Here is a 15,112-nt window from a genome sequence, read left to right as displayed (position 1 = left end):
TTTCAGTTATCAGTTATCAGTTATCAGTTATCAGTACCTCTGCCTAAAGTCAGAGGCTTGAAATATTGAAGTTTATTTTTTTTCATCCCCTTGAAAGGGGAGGCTTGAGACCTGATTTTTTGGTCAGGAGGGAAGAAGAAGGAAGAGGAAAAGAAAGTTTTTTATACCAAATCAAATAGACATTATATGAAGCTCATTTTTTTGAACCCTTAAATTTAGATATTGGTATAAAAAAATGTTCCACCCTCAGCGTCATTGCCACATCGTTAGTCCTAGTCGCGTAATGGTGAAGATATATAGCGCTACGCGCAGGCAACAGCTCCGGAAAGCAACAGCTCCGGAAGGGGGAATAAATTGCTGATCATATAAGACTTTTAGCTATTAGACACCTCCTGCAATTTGTACATAAGCCAGCGCACATTGCACATTGCTATATATTTTTTGATTTTTTCCCACACTCCCCACACTTCCCACCTTCCCCTCCAGGGAGGGGGAGGGGCGAGGGGTGGGTCCCCACCCTAACCCTATGAATCTAATTACACCGATGCTAGATGCTACCGGAACTGATATCATATTATGTCCGCTGGTATCGTTTGTGTAAACCCAAGAGTAAATATCTACAGGAAATTTAAGTTTTTTTCAGCTTTAAACCTTCTTGTTTCTTCCTTCTTGTTTCTTCCTTCTTCCTTCTGGTATCAAAAACCGATGCTACCGGAACTGATATCATATTATGTCCACTGGTATCGTTTGTGTAAACCCAAGAGTAAATATCTACAGGAAATTTAAGTTTTTTCAGCTTTAAACCTTCTTGTTTCTTCCTTCTGGTACCAAAAGGTGAAGCCCTAAGTTCTGTCCTTACTTAGGGCTTCATTTTATCACTCAATTGCACAGGCGATCCCATCTAATTCTCGGTTTTAATCTTTCATCATTGGGTTTTACCAGTTAAACTATCCTTGCATACTAATTATCAAATTAGAGCAAGGAGTCGGATGCGAGCAGGCATTTCAATGATACTTTTCCTCGAAATTCGTTCTCGCGACAGTGATGAATATTCAGCTTGGAGTAATAGCTTAATCTTGAAAATGTACAAAATATTGCCTCTACCTATTTGGGCTACTTCGCCGATAAAACGAAGGTCAGAATCGAACTGACACTAGAATATTTCTACGGTTTAAATTAAAGTTTGAGATTAAATTTGTACTCCAATTTAATAATAACTCAAACTATAAAAATTGACAACTCAATTAACCAAATAAATATTGAAAAATACGCTTTCCAACTCTTTGTTCTTCTGTCTGAGAATTATTAGCTTCACTCTGGGAAGAAAAGGAGACAAAATTATACTTATCTCCTAAACTTTTCGGGACAATTATACTTATCGCCTTTTAAGTACAATTGGCCTTTTTGAGCATTGGCCATAATCTTCTAAGGGCAAGGCGAATTACTTTAAAGGCAATTAAGGTTTTGACACCATGAGCTTTTTGAGATGTTCCAGCACTTGGTAAATCTACATTAACTCCAGACTGAGCAGTCAAAATCAGAGCATCTTTGCTTTGGACTGTGGCTAACTTGACAGCCTTAATTTGTAAAAGTGCCGAACGTAGTAATGGGGTCGGGCTGGAAGTCTAAAAAATATTCTGGTTGTTCCCAATGTTTCCAGGTGTAAGCAGCTAAAGCTAGCGCATCAGCTTGGTCATTCTTGTTAGGCAAACGCTCAGACCGTCGGGTAAAAACCCTTTCCTGATAACCTACCCATCTAACTTCAACCCCTACATACTCAGCAACAATTGCCCAAACTTTAGCATAATGAATTCCCTTCAACAATGAATAATGAATAATGAATAATGAATAATGAATAATTACCTCTCCTTGAAAGAAGAGGATTGACAAAGAGATGAAAATTTTTCTTTATTATCCCCTTAAAAGGGGAGGCTTTAAACCACAATTTTTCGGTAAGTTCCAACACCAAACAATCAGCTTTAATTCTTGCCTTAGCTAATTCGTGATTGCCAAGCAAATAAGCTTCAAAATCAGCTAAACTTAATTTATTGGCATGAAAAGTCAAGGGGTCTGGTTTAGATTTGGAAAATTTACGTTTTTCATTACTAAATATTTGCTTGAGTTTTCCTGGTTGTTCCACCAATTCCCAACAGACCAGAGAACTTTTACAAACATCCCCACCAATTATTCTCATATTAAATTTTCAAGGTTCTGTTTATCTTGGGTTTTAGTTGTTTAAAACTAGCATCAATAGCTCAGGAAGCACCCGAAAACGTGATAGTTCAATTTTGAGAGAATCTACTTTTAAGCAAAAATAAGTACTGTAGGTTAATTGTGTTTTCCTAAACCTTAAAAAGTTTGTTCCATTGACATTAAATAAATTCACAACTTCCCAATTTTCAGGAGATTTTATTGTTGTCAAGCCTGTTTCAGTAGCCATATTCAATTACTCACCCTCAATAATTCTGTCAAACCTAATTGAAAAGTTAAAAATATCTTGACACTCCAAGATTCTACCTTCAACAAAATCGTCTACATCTGGCAATCAAAAGTTTAATTCAATAATTAATCTACAATCGTTAATCCTCAAACAATGACGGCTGATGGTAATTAATTAAAAACGTTTAACTGTTTGGGGGAAACTACCCAGGAGGCGATCGCTCCCTGCAAATACTCACAAAATTGTCGCGGTCGCAATATTTGCTAAAGGCCAATTTGCTAACTATCAGTATAGGACTAACTACCAACACCCTTCGTTCTGGAGTGCTGGAAGTGGAAGGCCATCTATACATTTAACAATACATAGGTCTAAGTCTTCGGTGCTGAAGACTTTCTACTCACCAACCAACCATCAATTCTTCACGCAGCACCCTTCCAGAATTTTGAGCCAATGCTGGAATATTTCCATCACCAACCAAGTCTAAAGTGCTGGAACTTTCTGCTAACTTGGCCAAAACTGAAGCAATATTGACCGTCGCTGGTAATTTTGGCCTTGGTTGTGGTTTTGATTGTGGCTGTGGCTGTGGCCTTTCCACTTGTGCGATCGCCTGAATGATGGGCAATCTCTCATAGGTATATTCAGAGTAAGCTTTCTCCCCAGTGGCCTTAAGTCGGAGGTCGCCGTACTTGCCCTTTATCTCCAGGGGAGATACCCCCTCCTGGATGAAAAACTTCCGTTATTGCAGAACTGTCCGTGGTTGTATCATAATTAACCTTACTTTACCCATCTCAGAGCAAATCTCCCTATCAGCAAGTAGGGTATTAAAGTTAAAAACCCACCTAAAACTACACAAAGAAAAACTAAAAAAATCTCGCACAAAACTCGGTACAGGAGAAGAAGTAGACGACCAACTATACCGCTTTTTAGAAAGAGAAAGAGTCCTAGAATCTAAACTAGCAGACCTACTACGAAATATCATCCCCATCACTCAACCTAACAAAAATATCCTCCTAAAAAGCGAAAGAGAAAGAGCTGAATACTACCGACCCTTTAAATGTTTTGTTGCCCAAGTTTATGCAGGGCTATTCACAACCTTACTCCGCAGAAGTATACAATGATGAAAAGCCAAATTTAATCGAACAATTAACTAATAACAAACTTAGCCGTTATGAAGACGATTAATATACAGGGAAACTGCTGTTTTGTAGGAGACGGACACGTCGGTAAATCTATTTATAATCAAGAAGTTGCTAAAGCCAGCTTCCCTGATTTACCCGTCAATGATGTTAGCCTTAAAAGAATGTTTCAGCATTTTCAAGGAGTTGATATTATCTTTTTTAGTTGTGGGTATCCTCTTCATGGCTGTCAAGAAATTGAAACTATTAAAAAACTCCAAAACACAGTTGTTTACAAGAGATTAATTCCTGATTATTTAAAAGTAGGAAATAGAAAATTTTATAGCGAGGATTTCTGGAAAAGTTTATCTTCAGAAGATATAGATTTATGATTGAAGAATTGGGCAGAAATGCTTAATTACTAATGAAGTTTAATTGTCATAAATTACCATGTTACATAAATGGAATTAAAGCCATGAATAAACTACTTAATATTTAATTATTTCTGAGCAACTAAAATTGATAAAAGTGAGTTTTTTGATAATTTTATTTTAGAGGCTGGTTTGAACTATTGTTCAATACAGGTAGAGGGTGTGACGATCGCACCACACCCCTATCTATTCTCAATAATAGTTCTCTTTTAGTTGAAGTATTCTTCAGCTTATTCGATAAGTCCATCTCTATATATAGCTTTCAGCTACCTTGTCACCCCGTGAGCTATATTTGACATATCAAAAGCTTAAAACTCAGACAACGCCAGATTTTTCCCTTTTCCTCCTTCCTTTCTTCCTTCTTCCTTCTTCCTTTTTCTTCCTTTCTTCCTTCTTCCTTCTTCTATAGAACCCTGATGATATCTATATAATTATGGTAGTCAAGTCTTTTCGCGCATCAATTTTGACCGAAAATCATCTGAAGGAGTGTTTTTTGTATTATTTCTCCCCACATCTTCCCTCTTCCCCTCCTGGGAGGGGTTAGGGGTGGGTTGTCTCCTGTCTCCTGTCTTCCCCTCCTGGGAGGGGTTAGGGGTGGGTTGTCTCCTGTCTCCTCGCTAAAAAAACGTGCGTATTTATGAAGATACGATCGGGGGTTCTATAAGTTAGAGCTAAAATAGATTTTGTAGAGTTCAAGTCAAGCAATGAGTTTAGAAAAAGATTTATCTAAGAAATATTTAAGACCTGTGAAAGAAAAAGATTTATTGAAAACTTTGAAAAAAACCGCAAAAAAAGTTTCTAAGATGAACATTTCCCTAGTAAAAAAATTAGATGGCTATCGTTTAAATAAAAAAGTAGAAAAGAAGATAATTTCAGATAATTTCAAGTCGGCAAAGTGGTTACAATCGCTAATATCTAGAAAATAATTTTACTTTCTTTAAGTTTGACATAAGCTGCTAATTTTTCTTGATTTTCAGTCAAGAAAAGTAGGTTAATTTCAACAATTAATTATTAATTATTAATTATTAATAATTACCTCTCCTTGAAAAGAAGAGGATTGACGAGACAGGAAAATTTTTTCTTCTCTTGGTCGATGGTAGGCCAGCGACGAGACCCGCTCTTGACAGAGCCGCTCCGAATTGCGCCATCCCACCCTACGGGAAGCTGCGAAGATAGAACGACTGCTTGTTTATCCTTTAAAGGAGAGGATTTTTACCTTAATTATTCAGTAACAGGGAATAGGGAACAGGGAACAGGGAACAGGGAAAATTTTATCTGATAAAACATTTTTACCCTTGGCTAATTAATGAGACTTTATCTTACAAACTGATATGAAGAAAGTATTTGGCATGACTACATTTGATATATAAAAACAAAGCTTAAAACTCGGAAAACACTAGATTTTTTCCTCTTCCCCTCTATCTTTTCCTTTTTCCTTTTCCCTTCTACCTTTTCCTTTTTCCTTTTCCCTTCTTCCCTCTTCCTTCTTACTCGATTATGAGCAATAATCCTAATCAAATTTATTTAGATACTGGTTTAGCAAATAAATTAACATTAGACACTGAATATGTTAAACAATTACTGTTAGACAATAACATCGCTAAATTATCTGCAGCAATAGAAGCGCAAAAAATTAGCCTAGACTTAATAATTAAGGCATTACAAGATAATTCACCAGAAATACAATGGAAAGCTTATGCTATTTTGCAGGAAATAGAAGAGCCTCAAGTTATACAAGCATTATCAGAATATCAATGGCAAGCAGGTAGACTTTTAGAATTATATGTAAATGGTCATAGAAAATTTATTAGGGCTAATCTGTGTGATGCTGAATTAATAGATGTTGATTTGAGTAGGATTAATTTAAGTTCAGCTAACCTCAAAAATGCTAACTTAAGAAATACAAATTTAAGTAATGCTAATTTGCAAAATGCTAATCTAACAGATGCTTATTTGAGTTGTTGTAATTTTAGTTATGCTTGTTTAAAAGGAGTTGATTTTACTCATGCTTTTATGTGGGGAGCTAATCTCAGTAATGTTGACTTAAATGGAATGTATTTAGTAAATATAAACTTCAGTCATGTTAATTTACAAAATGCTAACTTGAGTCAGGCTAATTTAAGTTATGCCAACCTGAAAAGTGCTGATTGTTTTCATGCAAATTTGAGGAATATTATTCTCAAAAATGCTAATCTAAGTAACATTAATTTGAACAGGGTAAATTTACAGGAAGCTAACCTGAAAGATACTAATTTAAGTGGTGCTAATCTTCAAGAAGCTGACCTGAAAAACGCTAACTTGAAATATGCAGAATTATGGGATGCTAATTTGACTAGAGCGAATTTTTTTGGTGCTGACCTGAGTAATGCTAATCTAGAATCTGCAAATCTTCAGGATGCTAATTTAGAAAGTACTAACCTTGAGAATACTAATCTGGAAAATGCTAATTTAGAAGGCTGTAAATTACCGTAGATGGGAGATGGCCAGATGGGGAGATGGGGAGATGGATGCGTTACGCTTTGCTAAGGCACCGTTTATCATCTGCTGATTGTTAGTCTCAAAAAAGTAGTAGATCGACACAACTAAAACGTTGCGTTACAACGGATTGTTAAATATCTTTCATAGTCTGAATTTAAGCCGTCTAAAGCACCCTACAATTTTCTTAACCTCCAGAAAGCAGAATCCCACCCAAAGCTAGGGCGGGATCTTTACTAACTCTACACTTAAGCAACCTGCCAATGTTGGTCAGTCAGGAGTTCATCCCGCCACCAGTCCATAGCTAAGAAGGAGGTTGTTTATAGCGTTTTTTAGATAGATGATATACAGCTAACCGCAGACAAGCAAACGGTTACAGCTATTCTTGGCAACCATTTACTGGCAGAACTCTTCGATTATCTCAAGACATTCTTCTGCGATTGCGGGTTCTTCATCCGGATTCTCTGCATCCAAGATACCCCAGTTCTCCTGACGATAAGCCAACTCATTTCCACTTAGGTCATTGAAGAAAGCTAGACATACGCCCTGGCCAGCATATTCGGCTGACGTTATGAAGGTACCAGGATTTTCACAAGCAGAAGCGAGATCGGGCACAATCACTGACGTAACGTACCTTTTTTCAGGGCTTCCGAACTGGTTGCTGAGCCCTATGCTTGCTTGTGCTCGAGGGTCCACAGAATTGTAGAACTCTGCCCAATAGGGGCCGTCAAAATTTAAAATGCAGGTCATCCCCAGAACGTCCCCATAAAATTCCTTGCTAGCCTCGAAATCTTCCACGTTGACCCTGGTCACTACGCCAGAGGTACGAGGTCCATAGGGCAGGTATTGACAATTATAGGCTGCAGCTGGGGAGGTTGTCCCAGGAATGCTTAAGAAAGCAACTGATATCGCTAAAGCGATCGCTAGAGTTTGAAAGAACTTAATCGCGGTTTTCATTAAATTTCCTATATGTACAAGGGTTGATCATCCCACTAACACCTCATAGACAATAGTCAGATTCCCATCGGCTCGAAGGCAGGAACAGGTAACGAGCTTTTAGCTCGAACCCACGCTCGAGGCCGTGGTTTGAGGAACGCGACCCAAGGCCATATCAAGCCCCTTAGCATTACGAGACTCAGAACTGACAGGGACTATACTTCACGAATCCAACTATTGGCCCAGAGGGGCGGGTCTCTATCATCATCAGAAGCTAAACAAAAATTGCTTCCTAATATATAGGACGCTTCAAGGTTCTATTTTATGACTTTATGACAAAAAAAATTTTTTTGACTTACGCGAGTCTTCGGCTCTAACCCTATATGTAGGGGGAGATGGGGAGATGGGGAGATGGGGGGATAGAGACATGGCAAGTGTGGGGAGTTGGCGAGTTGGGGAGTGTGGGGATATGGGGGGATAGAGAGATGGGGAGAAAAATCTTGTGTCACGCCACTATCATGTGATTTACTGACTTTTGCTTTTTGTATTTTGCCTTTTGACTTCTGACCCCTCCGTGTATAATAAAAGTTATACGTAAATATAGTCATATATAGTCAAATAATGTCAAATATCTTCGTTGATTTGTGCAAAAGAGTTACTAAATATTTGACAAAATTTAATAACTCAAAGGCCATCTGTTTAATAGTATAATGAAATTAGCACGCTTAGTTCCAGACTAAATAATCATCAAAATTCCGCGCGTCCTCGAATCCTAATATAATTTTAACCCCTTGATTTATGAGATTAGTTGAGAGACATATTATTCAAAAAAATCATCGGTTTTATCCTGAAATTGACCGACTGTGTTTCTTGTCTAAAAATCTCTATAACTATGCTAATTATTTAGTTCGTCAATCTTTCATCTTTGAAAATAATTATCGTCACTATTACGACCTGCAAAAAACACTCTCTACTCAATCAGATTATCAAGCAATACCAGCTAAAGTATCTCAACAAATATTGATGATACTAGATAGAAACTGGAAGAGTTTTTTAGCAGCAAGCGAAGTTTATCTAAAGAACCCATCAAAGTTTAATGCTCGTCCTCGCCTTCCTGGATATAAAAATAAAATAACGGGAAGAAATATTGTAGTTTATACGACACAAGCTATCAGCAAGAGGCAATTAAAACAAGGAATTATTAATCCTAGTAAGACAGGAATTTATCTAAAAACATTAGTACCTACTTCACAAATTAAACAAGTTCGTCTAGTCCCTAAACTTAACCATTATGTAATAGAGGTGATTTATGAGAAATGCGAAAAACAATACGAGCTAGAAAAAAATCGTTGCGCAAGTATTGATATAGGATTAAACAATCTAGCTACATTTTCATGTCGGCGACAGCCGAAACTTTTAATAAGCGCCGGAATCAAACCAAAGAGTGATAAATGGCAGACCGTTAAAATCTATCAATCAATACTATAATAAAGTCAAAAGCTTCCTACAGTCTAAACTCCGGGAAAATCAATCAAGTAAGAAGCTGAAAAAACTTTGTAATAAAAGAGAATTTAAAATCAATGATTATCTTGCGTATTGCATCCCGTTTAATTATTGATACTCTAATTAATCAGAAAATAGGAACATTGATAATAGGGCACAATGAAGAGTGGAAACAGAAGATAAATCTAGGGAAAAGAAACAATCAAAATTTTGTCTGTGTTCCCTATAACAAGTTAATAGAAATGTTATCTTATAAAGCCAAGATGGTAGGGATAAATGTAATTATTACAGAAGAGTCTTATACCTCAAAAGCGAGTTTTATAGATAATGATTTGATTCCTATTTACAAGAAAGGTGAGAAAAATCATGTCACTTTTTCTGGAAAAAGAATAAAAAGAGGTTTGTATTGTACCACAAGCATTGGATTGATTAATGCTGATGTCAACGGTTCTCTAAACATAATGAAAAAAGCAGTCCCAAATGTCTTTGACCATGGGATAGAGAAGCCAGTGCTTTGGGCGGGTTTCCCGACTTGAAGCAACTGGCGTGGTGTTGTAGTGCCTCCTCCGGAGGAGCTGCGCTAACACCCAGTCAGAGTAACACCTGCAAAATAAGGATATGTCATATTTGACTATATTTTTACGAACTATTTGTTGTCATATAATAGCTACGATTAATATTTTTCCACATGACACGGAGATTTAAGTCTTGGGTATAGAACTGCGCAGCTATGTATACATAGATAATTTGCAACCTCAACACGCCGCTTATATCGGTACAGTAGCCCTTGGCTTCTTGCCCCTACCTGGGGATACCTCTCTGTGGGTGGAGATTTCGCCAGGTATTGAAATTAATCGGATTACTGATGTGGCCCTCAAGTCTAATTCTGTTCGGCCTGGGGTACAGTTTGTGGAACGACTTTATGGTTTGCTAGAAATTCATTCCAGTCGTCAGGGAGATACGAAAGCTGCAGGAAAGGCTATTTTACAAGCTTTGGGGGTGGCGGAACGCGATCGCCTCAAACCTCGTATTGTCTCTAGTCAGGTGATCCGAAATATTGATTCCCACCAAGCACAATTGATTAATCGTAATCGTCGGGGCCAAATGCTTTTGGGTGGACAAACTCTCTATGTATTGGAAGTACAACCTGCTGCTTATGCTGCTTTAGCTGCCAATGAAGCGGAGAAAGCTGCTCTAATTAATATTTTGCAAATTCAAGCGGTGGGTAGTTTTGGCAGGCTTTATTTGGGAGGGGAAGAACGAGATATTTTGGCAGGTTCTCGAGCAGCTTTGGAGGCTATGCAAAATGTTTCTGGTCGGGAACATTCTCAGAAAGCTCAAGAATAAGTTTATAGCAGAAGGAAGAAGGAAGGAGGAAGGAGGAAGAAGGAAAAATCTGGCATTGTCTGAATTTTCAGCTTTTGAGTTGTCCGCGCCCGAAGAATATTTCGGCAAAAACACTATATAAATGGGTTAAAAACTATAGTACTACACTATATCTAGAGTTTACTGCTCAAATAATTTATCACAGAAGGAACAAGGGGTTTACTGATCTAGGAGAGAAGACAAAATCTGGCATTGCCTGAGTTTTCAGCTTTTGAGTTGTTGAAAACTATAGTGCCACACTATATCTAGAGTTTACTGCTCAAATAATTTATCACAGAAGGAACAAGGGGTTTACTGATCTAGGAGAGAAGACAAAATCTGGCATTGCCTGAGTTTTCAGCTTTTGAGTTGTCCGCGCCCGAAGAATATTTCGGCAAAAACACTATATAAATGGGTTAAAAACTATAGTGCCACACTATATCTAGAGTTTACTGCTCAAATAATTTATCACAGAAGGAACAAGGGGTTTACTGATCTAGGAGAGAAGACAAAATCTGGCATTGTCTGAATTTTCAGCTTTTGAGTTGTCCACGCCCGAAGAATATTTCGGCAAAAACACTATATAAATGGGTTAAAAACTATAGTACTACACTATATATAGATTTTACTGCTCAAAAATGTATAAGTATAGCAGTACATTCTTTCTATTTGCATAGTGGCATACCGTTTGACATCCTCCCGACGCTGACCTGACGGTACAGCGCGGGATTCCTAACCATCGCTGATTAGGCCTTTCTGCTGCCTCTTGCAGAGGAGCTGCGCTAACAATGCACCAGCCTCCAAGGTCGAGCCTCTTTTCGGTCTTACAGTCGCTCCACAGACTGACACTGCTAGCCCAGCAGCCATATTTCTAAGTCTAACACACTATTGACATGCGCCGCAAAATTGATTGGTTTTCCCATGCGACGCTCCCCTTCGGGAGAGCGCGGGTCTTCAACCAACGTTGAGATAAAATCTAGTTTTATGTATAAAAAAACACATTTAGTTACTCTATCAAGTCAAGTGTTTCTCGGAGTCATCAGGTAAACTTGTTGTTCTTCTTTTCTGTTCCCTACAAATATTGAGAATTGCTATATGATAATTATGCATGGGTACTAAAAATTTGTACATAACCAATTTTGTTAAAACTTGTTCTTTAGAGAGAAATTGCTAGAAATTTAACAATGTCAGAAAAACTTAAATTAATGGTTGTTGATGACGAACCTAATAATTTGGATTTACTTTATCGGACTTTTAGACGTGAATTTAAAGTTATTAAGGCAGAAAGTGCTACTGTAGCGATGGAAATTATCGACACTGAAGGGGAAATGGCTATTATTATTTCTGACCAAAGTATGCCAGATATGACAGGTATTCAATTTCTGAGAAAAACAAGACAGAGCTTTCCTGATACTATTCGTATTTTGTTAAGTGGTTATGCTGAAGAACAAATAAATTGTGATTTTGATCAGATCAAAGAGGCTGATATTTTTAAATGTGTAACTAAACCTTGTTCTCTTCCAGAACTTAAAAGTGTCATTCAAGAATGTGCGGAATTATATAAGGCTAGGAAGAGTTTATAAGAGAGAATTAAATAGGTACAGTTTGTTAAAAGAGTATACAAATTATATTGTTATTGTCTAGAAAATATAATAGTTTTTAATTTTGTTGAAAGTAAAAAATAATATGGTTTTTGACAACAGAACACTAGCGCTGAAAGTGCTTCATATTTCAACAAATTTTGATTGTTGCCAATTAGGTAAGTTATGTGTAGGGAAATACGAATAAAAATTATCGAAGATAACTGTACCTTACTAACCTGAGAAATACTATATCTATAGTAAGAGAAGAACAAGAAATGAAAAAATAGAGTAAGCATTTCCTCCGGAATGCTGCGCAAACAGCGGTCAGCTATCAACTATCAGCTGTTAGAAGAAATGATTGATTATAAATAGGCGTGGAAATTCAAAATAAAATCAATTATTATCCATAAATTGTCAATTATTTCTCCCTATGCCCAGCTCCGGTGTTCCCTCTCTTATGGAGATGTCTATTAATCACATTGCTGATAGCTGAGTGCTAATAGCTGAATGCTTACAAAATAGGTAATTAAAATATTCTCAACATACTGATGACTGACAGGACTGTTTCCATCTAAAACTGTACCATTTTATGTATTGAGGAAGCCACGTTATTTCAAGCTTGAGGAAATTTATATTTTCCTGTCTGAAAATAAATAAATTTATTGCCAAAATCTAGAATAAAATGACTCTGGATAACTGATAAATGATAACTGATAACTGAAATGACCAACTCCCTAAAGCAAAGGAATTTTTTACCTCACGCTTTTTGGGAATTGCTATAACTGAATTGATGTATAAAATATAATTAAAAATTGTTAAGCTTAAACATTATCTATAGCAGTCGAAGGAAAGATTAGGACATATCAAAAGCTGAAAACTCAGACAACGGAAGATTTTTCCTTCTTCCCTTTTCCTTCTTCCTTCTTCCTTCTGCTATAAGAACTAATATTAATAGTTTGGCCATGAAAAACATAACTTGCTCTTAACCTAAACTTGGAGACTAATTATAAATGCTGAGATTAGAACATATAAGTAAAATTTATCCTACAGGTGTTGTTCTTAAAGATGTTAATTGGGAAGTTAAACCAGGCGATCGCATTGGGTTAGTGGGTGTAAATGGGGCAGGAAAATCTACTCAATTAAAAATTATTACTGGGGAAATAGAACCTTCTTCTGGAGAAATTATTCGTCCTGCTAGTTTAGAAATTGCTTATTTAAATCAAGAGTTTGAAGTAGACCCTAACCGTACTGTGAGAGAAGAATTTTGGAGGGTATTTAAGGAGGCAAATGAAATCCATGAATCTATCCAAAAAGTACAGTTAGAAATGGAAACTGCTACTGTTGAAGAGTTGGATAAATTGATACATAAATTAGACCGTTTACAACGACAATTTGAAGGTTTAAATGGTTATGGACTAGATGCAGAAATTGAGAAAATTTTGCCGGAAATGGGATTTGAACCGGAAGATGGCGATCGCTTGGTTAGTGCTTTTAGTGGTGGTTGGCAAATGCGTATGAGTTTGGGTAAAATTCTCTTACAAAATCCAGATATATTGTTATTGGACGAACCTACGAACCACTTAGATTTAGAAACAATTGAATGGTTGGAAGATTATTTGAAAAATTTAACTACTCCCATGGTGATAGTTTCCCATGACCGGGAATTTCTTGACCGTCTTTCCACTCAAATTGTGGAGACAGAACGAGGAGTTTCTAATACTTATTTGGGTAATTATTCGGCTTATTTACAACAAAAGTTAGAAAATCAAGCGGCACAACTGAGTACTTATGAACGACAACAAAAAGAAATAGAAAAACAACAAGCTTTTGTGGAACGTTTTCGCGCTAGTGCTACTCGGAGTACTCAGGCAAAAAGTAGAGAAAAACAATTAGAAAAAGTAGAACTTGTAGAGGCACCCGTAGCAGGATTAAGAAGTTTAAGTTTCCGTTTTCCTCCAGCACCCCGTAGTGGTAGAGAGGTAGTAACAATTAAAGACTTAGTTCATACTTATGGGGATAAAATTTTATTTTTAGGAGCAAATTTAGAGATAGAAAGAGGCGACCGAATTGCTTTTTTAGGACCGAATGGTTGTGGGAAATCTACTATTTTGCGGATGATTATGGGAATGGAAGAACCCACAGAAGGTAATGCTAAATTAGGTAATCATAATGTTATTCCTAGTTATTTTGAGCAAAATCAAGCGGAAGCTTTAGACCTGACAAAAAATGTGATGGAAACTATCCATGATGAGGTGCCAGAGTGGAAAAATGAAGAGGTAAGAACTTTACTTGGTAATTTCTTATTTAGTGGTGAGACGGTATTTAAAAAAGTAGCTGCTTTGAGTGGGGGAGAAAAGGCACGTTTAGCTTTAGCAAAAATGTTACTTAAACCAGGTAATTTTATGTTACTTGATGAGCCTACAAATCATTTGGATATTCCAGCAAAGGAAATGTTGGAGGAGGCTTTGAAAAATTATGATGGAACTGTAGTTATTGTTTCTCACGACCGTTATTTTATTTCTCAAGTGGCAAATAAAATTGTGGAAATTCGTGATGGTGATTTTCAAGTTTATTTAGGAGATTATCATTATTATTTAGATAAGATTGAGGAGGAAAAAGAGGCAGAAAGGGTGGCAAAGATTATGGCTGAAAAAGCTGCTAAGAAAGCTGAGAAAGCTGCTAAGAAAAAACAGAAAGATAAGGAGAAAGCGGCAGCTAAACGTAATTCATGAATTTAGAATTTAGAATTTAGAATTTAGAATTTAGTCAGTCCAGTAGGTTGGGTTGAACGGAGGGAAACCCAACACAACTTTACTATAGTTGGGTACCGAATTTTGCCCCCCGAGCAAGCCAAGTTTGGGGGGAACAAGAGTCAATTTACTTGCTCTAGTCCCCCAATTTTGGGGGATGCGCGGGGGCGAGGGATGTAGCACGAGAAAACTAAAGTCTTCTTCCCCCTATCTTTTTCTTTTTTCCTTCTTACTTCTTCCCTCTCTCTTTTTCCTTCTTTTTTAACACTGAATTTTGCCCCCCGAGCAAGCCAAGTTTGGGGGGAACAAAAGCCAATTTGCTTGCTCTAGTCCCCCAAAATTGGGGGATGCGCGGGGGCGAGTGATGTAGCACTAGAAAACTAAAGTCTTCTTCCCTCTCTCTTTTTCCTTCTTCCTTCTTACTTCTTCCCTCTCTCTTTTTCCTTCTTTTTTAACACTGAATTTTGCCCCCCGAGCAAGCCAAGTTTGGGGGGAACAAAAGCCAATTTGCTTG

Annotated in this window: 16 protein-coding genes; 10 read left to right on the top strand and 6 right to left on the bottom strand. The window is 37.1% G+C overall.

The genetic code is table 11. The features are described 5' to 3' along the window. Positions 1–1,385 precede the first annotated feature (1,385 nt). The 5 genes from F6K15_RS08460 to F6K15_RS08440 form a co-directional block, all read right to left on the bottom strand. Positions 1,386–1,535: a hypothetical protein gene (locus F6K15_RS08460; protein WP_293059704.1), complete on the bottom strand. Its 150-nt coding sequence runs from the start codon at positions 1,533–1,535 to the stop codon at positions 1,386–1,388. A 43-nt stretch (positions 1,536–1,578) separates the two neighbouring features. Then, positions 1,579–1,824 carry a hypothetical protein gene (locus F6K15_RS08455; protein ID WP_293059701.1) on the bottom strand — a complete coding sequence of 82 codons (246 nt, stop codon included), beginning with the start codon at positions 1,822–1,824 and terminating at the stop codon, positions 1,579–1,581. Next, positions 1,799–2,143, bottom strand: coding sequence for a hypothetical protein (locus F6K15_RS08450; RefSeq protein ID WP_293059698.1), 345 nt, complete (start codon positions 2,141–2,143; stop codon positions 1,799–1,801). The genes F6K15_RS08455 and F6K15_RS08450 overlap by 26 nt, the downstream gene beginning before the upstream one ends. Before the next feature lie 84 nt (positions 2,144–2,227). Continuing rightward, positions 2,228–2,440, bottom strand: coding sequence for a hypothetical protein (locus tag F6K15_RS08445; protein ID WP_293059695.1), 213 nt, complete (start codon positions 2,438–2,440; stop codon positions 2,228–2,230). Positions 2,441–2,837: 397 nt separating this feature from the next. Further along, entirely contained in the window at positions 2,838–3,062 is a 225-nt protein-coding gene (locus F6K15_RS08440) for a hypothetical protein (RefSeq protein WP_293059692.1), read from the bottom strand. A gap of 100 nt (positions 3,063–3,162) precedes the next feature. Here F6K15_RS08440 and F6K15_RS08435 point away from each other — a divergent pair, with 100 nt between their 5' ends. From F6K15_RS08435 to F6K15_RS08420, 4 genes are all read left to right on the top strand, one after another. Beyond that, positions 3,163–3,558, top strand: coding sequence for a hypothetical protein (locus tag F6K15_RS08435; RefSeq protein WP_293059689.1), 396 nt, complete (start codon positions 3,163–3,165; stop codon positions 3,556–3,558). 50 nt (positions 3,559–3,608) lie between these two features. Next, positions 3,609–3,947: a hypothetical protein gene (locus F6K15_RS08430; protein ID WP_293059686.1), complete on the top strand. Its 339-nt coding sequence runs from the start codon at positions 3,609–3,611 to the stop codon at positions 3,945–3,947. Between the two features lie 743 nt (positions 3,948–4,690). Beyond that, positions 4,691–4,912: a hypothetical protein gene (locus F6K15_RS08425; protein ID WP_293059683.1), complete on the top strand. Its 222-nt coding sequence runs from the start codon at positions 4,691–4,693 to the stop codon at positions 4,910–4,912. Positions 4,913–5,483: 571 nt separating this feature from the next. Next, positions 5,484–6,458 carry a pentapeptide repeat-containing protein gene (locus F6K15_RS08420; protein WP_293059680.1) on the top strand — a complete coding sequence of 325 codons (975 nt, stop codon included), beginning with the start codon at positions 5,484–5,486 and terminating at the stop codon, positions 6,456–6,458. A gap of 399 nt (positions 6,459–6,857) precedes the next feature. On the opposite strand, the gene F6K15_RS08415 is transcribed toward F6K15_RS08420, so the two are convergent. After that, on the bottom strand, positions 6,858–7,418 hold the full coding sequence (locus F6K15_RS08415; RefSeq protein WP_293059677.1) for a VOC family protein: 561 nt from the start codon (positions 7,416–7,418) through the stop codon (positions 6,858–6,860). Positions 7,419–7,792: 374 nt separating this feature from the next. Between F6K15_RS08415 and F6K15_RS08410 the strand changes: the two genes are divergently transcribed. From F6K15_RS08410 to F6K15_RS08385, 6 genes are all read left to right on the top strand, one after another. Then, entirely contained in the window at positions 7,793–7,921 is a 129-nt protein-coding gene (locus F6K15_RS08410) for a hypothetical protein (RefSeq protein ID WP_293059675.1), read from the top strand. A 274-nt stretch (positions 7,922–8,195) separates the two neighbouring features. Beyond that, the gene (locus tag F6K15_RS08405) at positions 8,196–8,885 is read left to right on the top strand and encodes a hypothetical protein (protein ID WP_293059672.1); all 690 of its coding nucleotides are present in this window, start codon (positions 8,196–8,198) and stop codon (positions 8,883–8,885) included. A 92-nt stretch (positions 8,886–8,977) separates the two neighbouring features. Then, positions 8,978–9,436 carry an IS200/IS605 family accessory protein TnpB-related protein gene (locus tag F6K15_RS08400; RefSeq protein WP_293059669.1) on the top strand — a complete coding sequence of 153 codons (459 nt, stop codon included), beginning with the start codon at positions 8,978–8,980 and terminating at the stop codon, positions 9,434–9,436. Positions 9,437–9,608: 172 nt separating this feature from the next. Continuing rightward, complete coding sequence (locus F6K15_RS08395; RefSeq protein ID WP_293059666.1) at positions 9,609–10,247, top strand: hypothetical protein; 639 nt, start codon at positions 9,609–9,611, stop codon at positions 10,245–10,247. Between the two features lie 1,202 nt (positions 10,248–11,449). Next, entirely contained in the window at positions 11,450–11,848 is a 399-nt protein-coding gene (locus F6K15_RS08390; protein WP_293059663.1) for a response regulator, read from the top strand. A 1,010-nt stretch (positions 11,849–12,858) separates the two neighbouring features. Beyond that, the gene (locus F6K15_RS08385; protein ID WP_293059660.1) at positions 12,859–14,580 is read left to right on the top strand and encodes an ABC-F family ATP-binding cassette domain-containing protein; all 1,722 of its coding nucleotides are present in this window, start codon (positions 12,859–12,861) and stop codon (positions 14,578–14,580) included. Positions 14,581–15,112: the final 532 nt, after the last annotated feature.

Origin of the sequence: Okeania sp. SIO2B3 (assembly GCF_010672525.1) — a bacterium.
Lineage (GTDB): Bacteria > Cyanobacteriota > Cyanobacteriia > Cyanobacteriales > Microcoleaceae > Okeania.
Note: the sequence above shows the minus strand (reverse complement) of the source record. Positions and strands in the feature narration are given on the sequence as shown.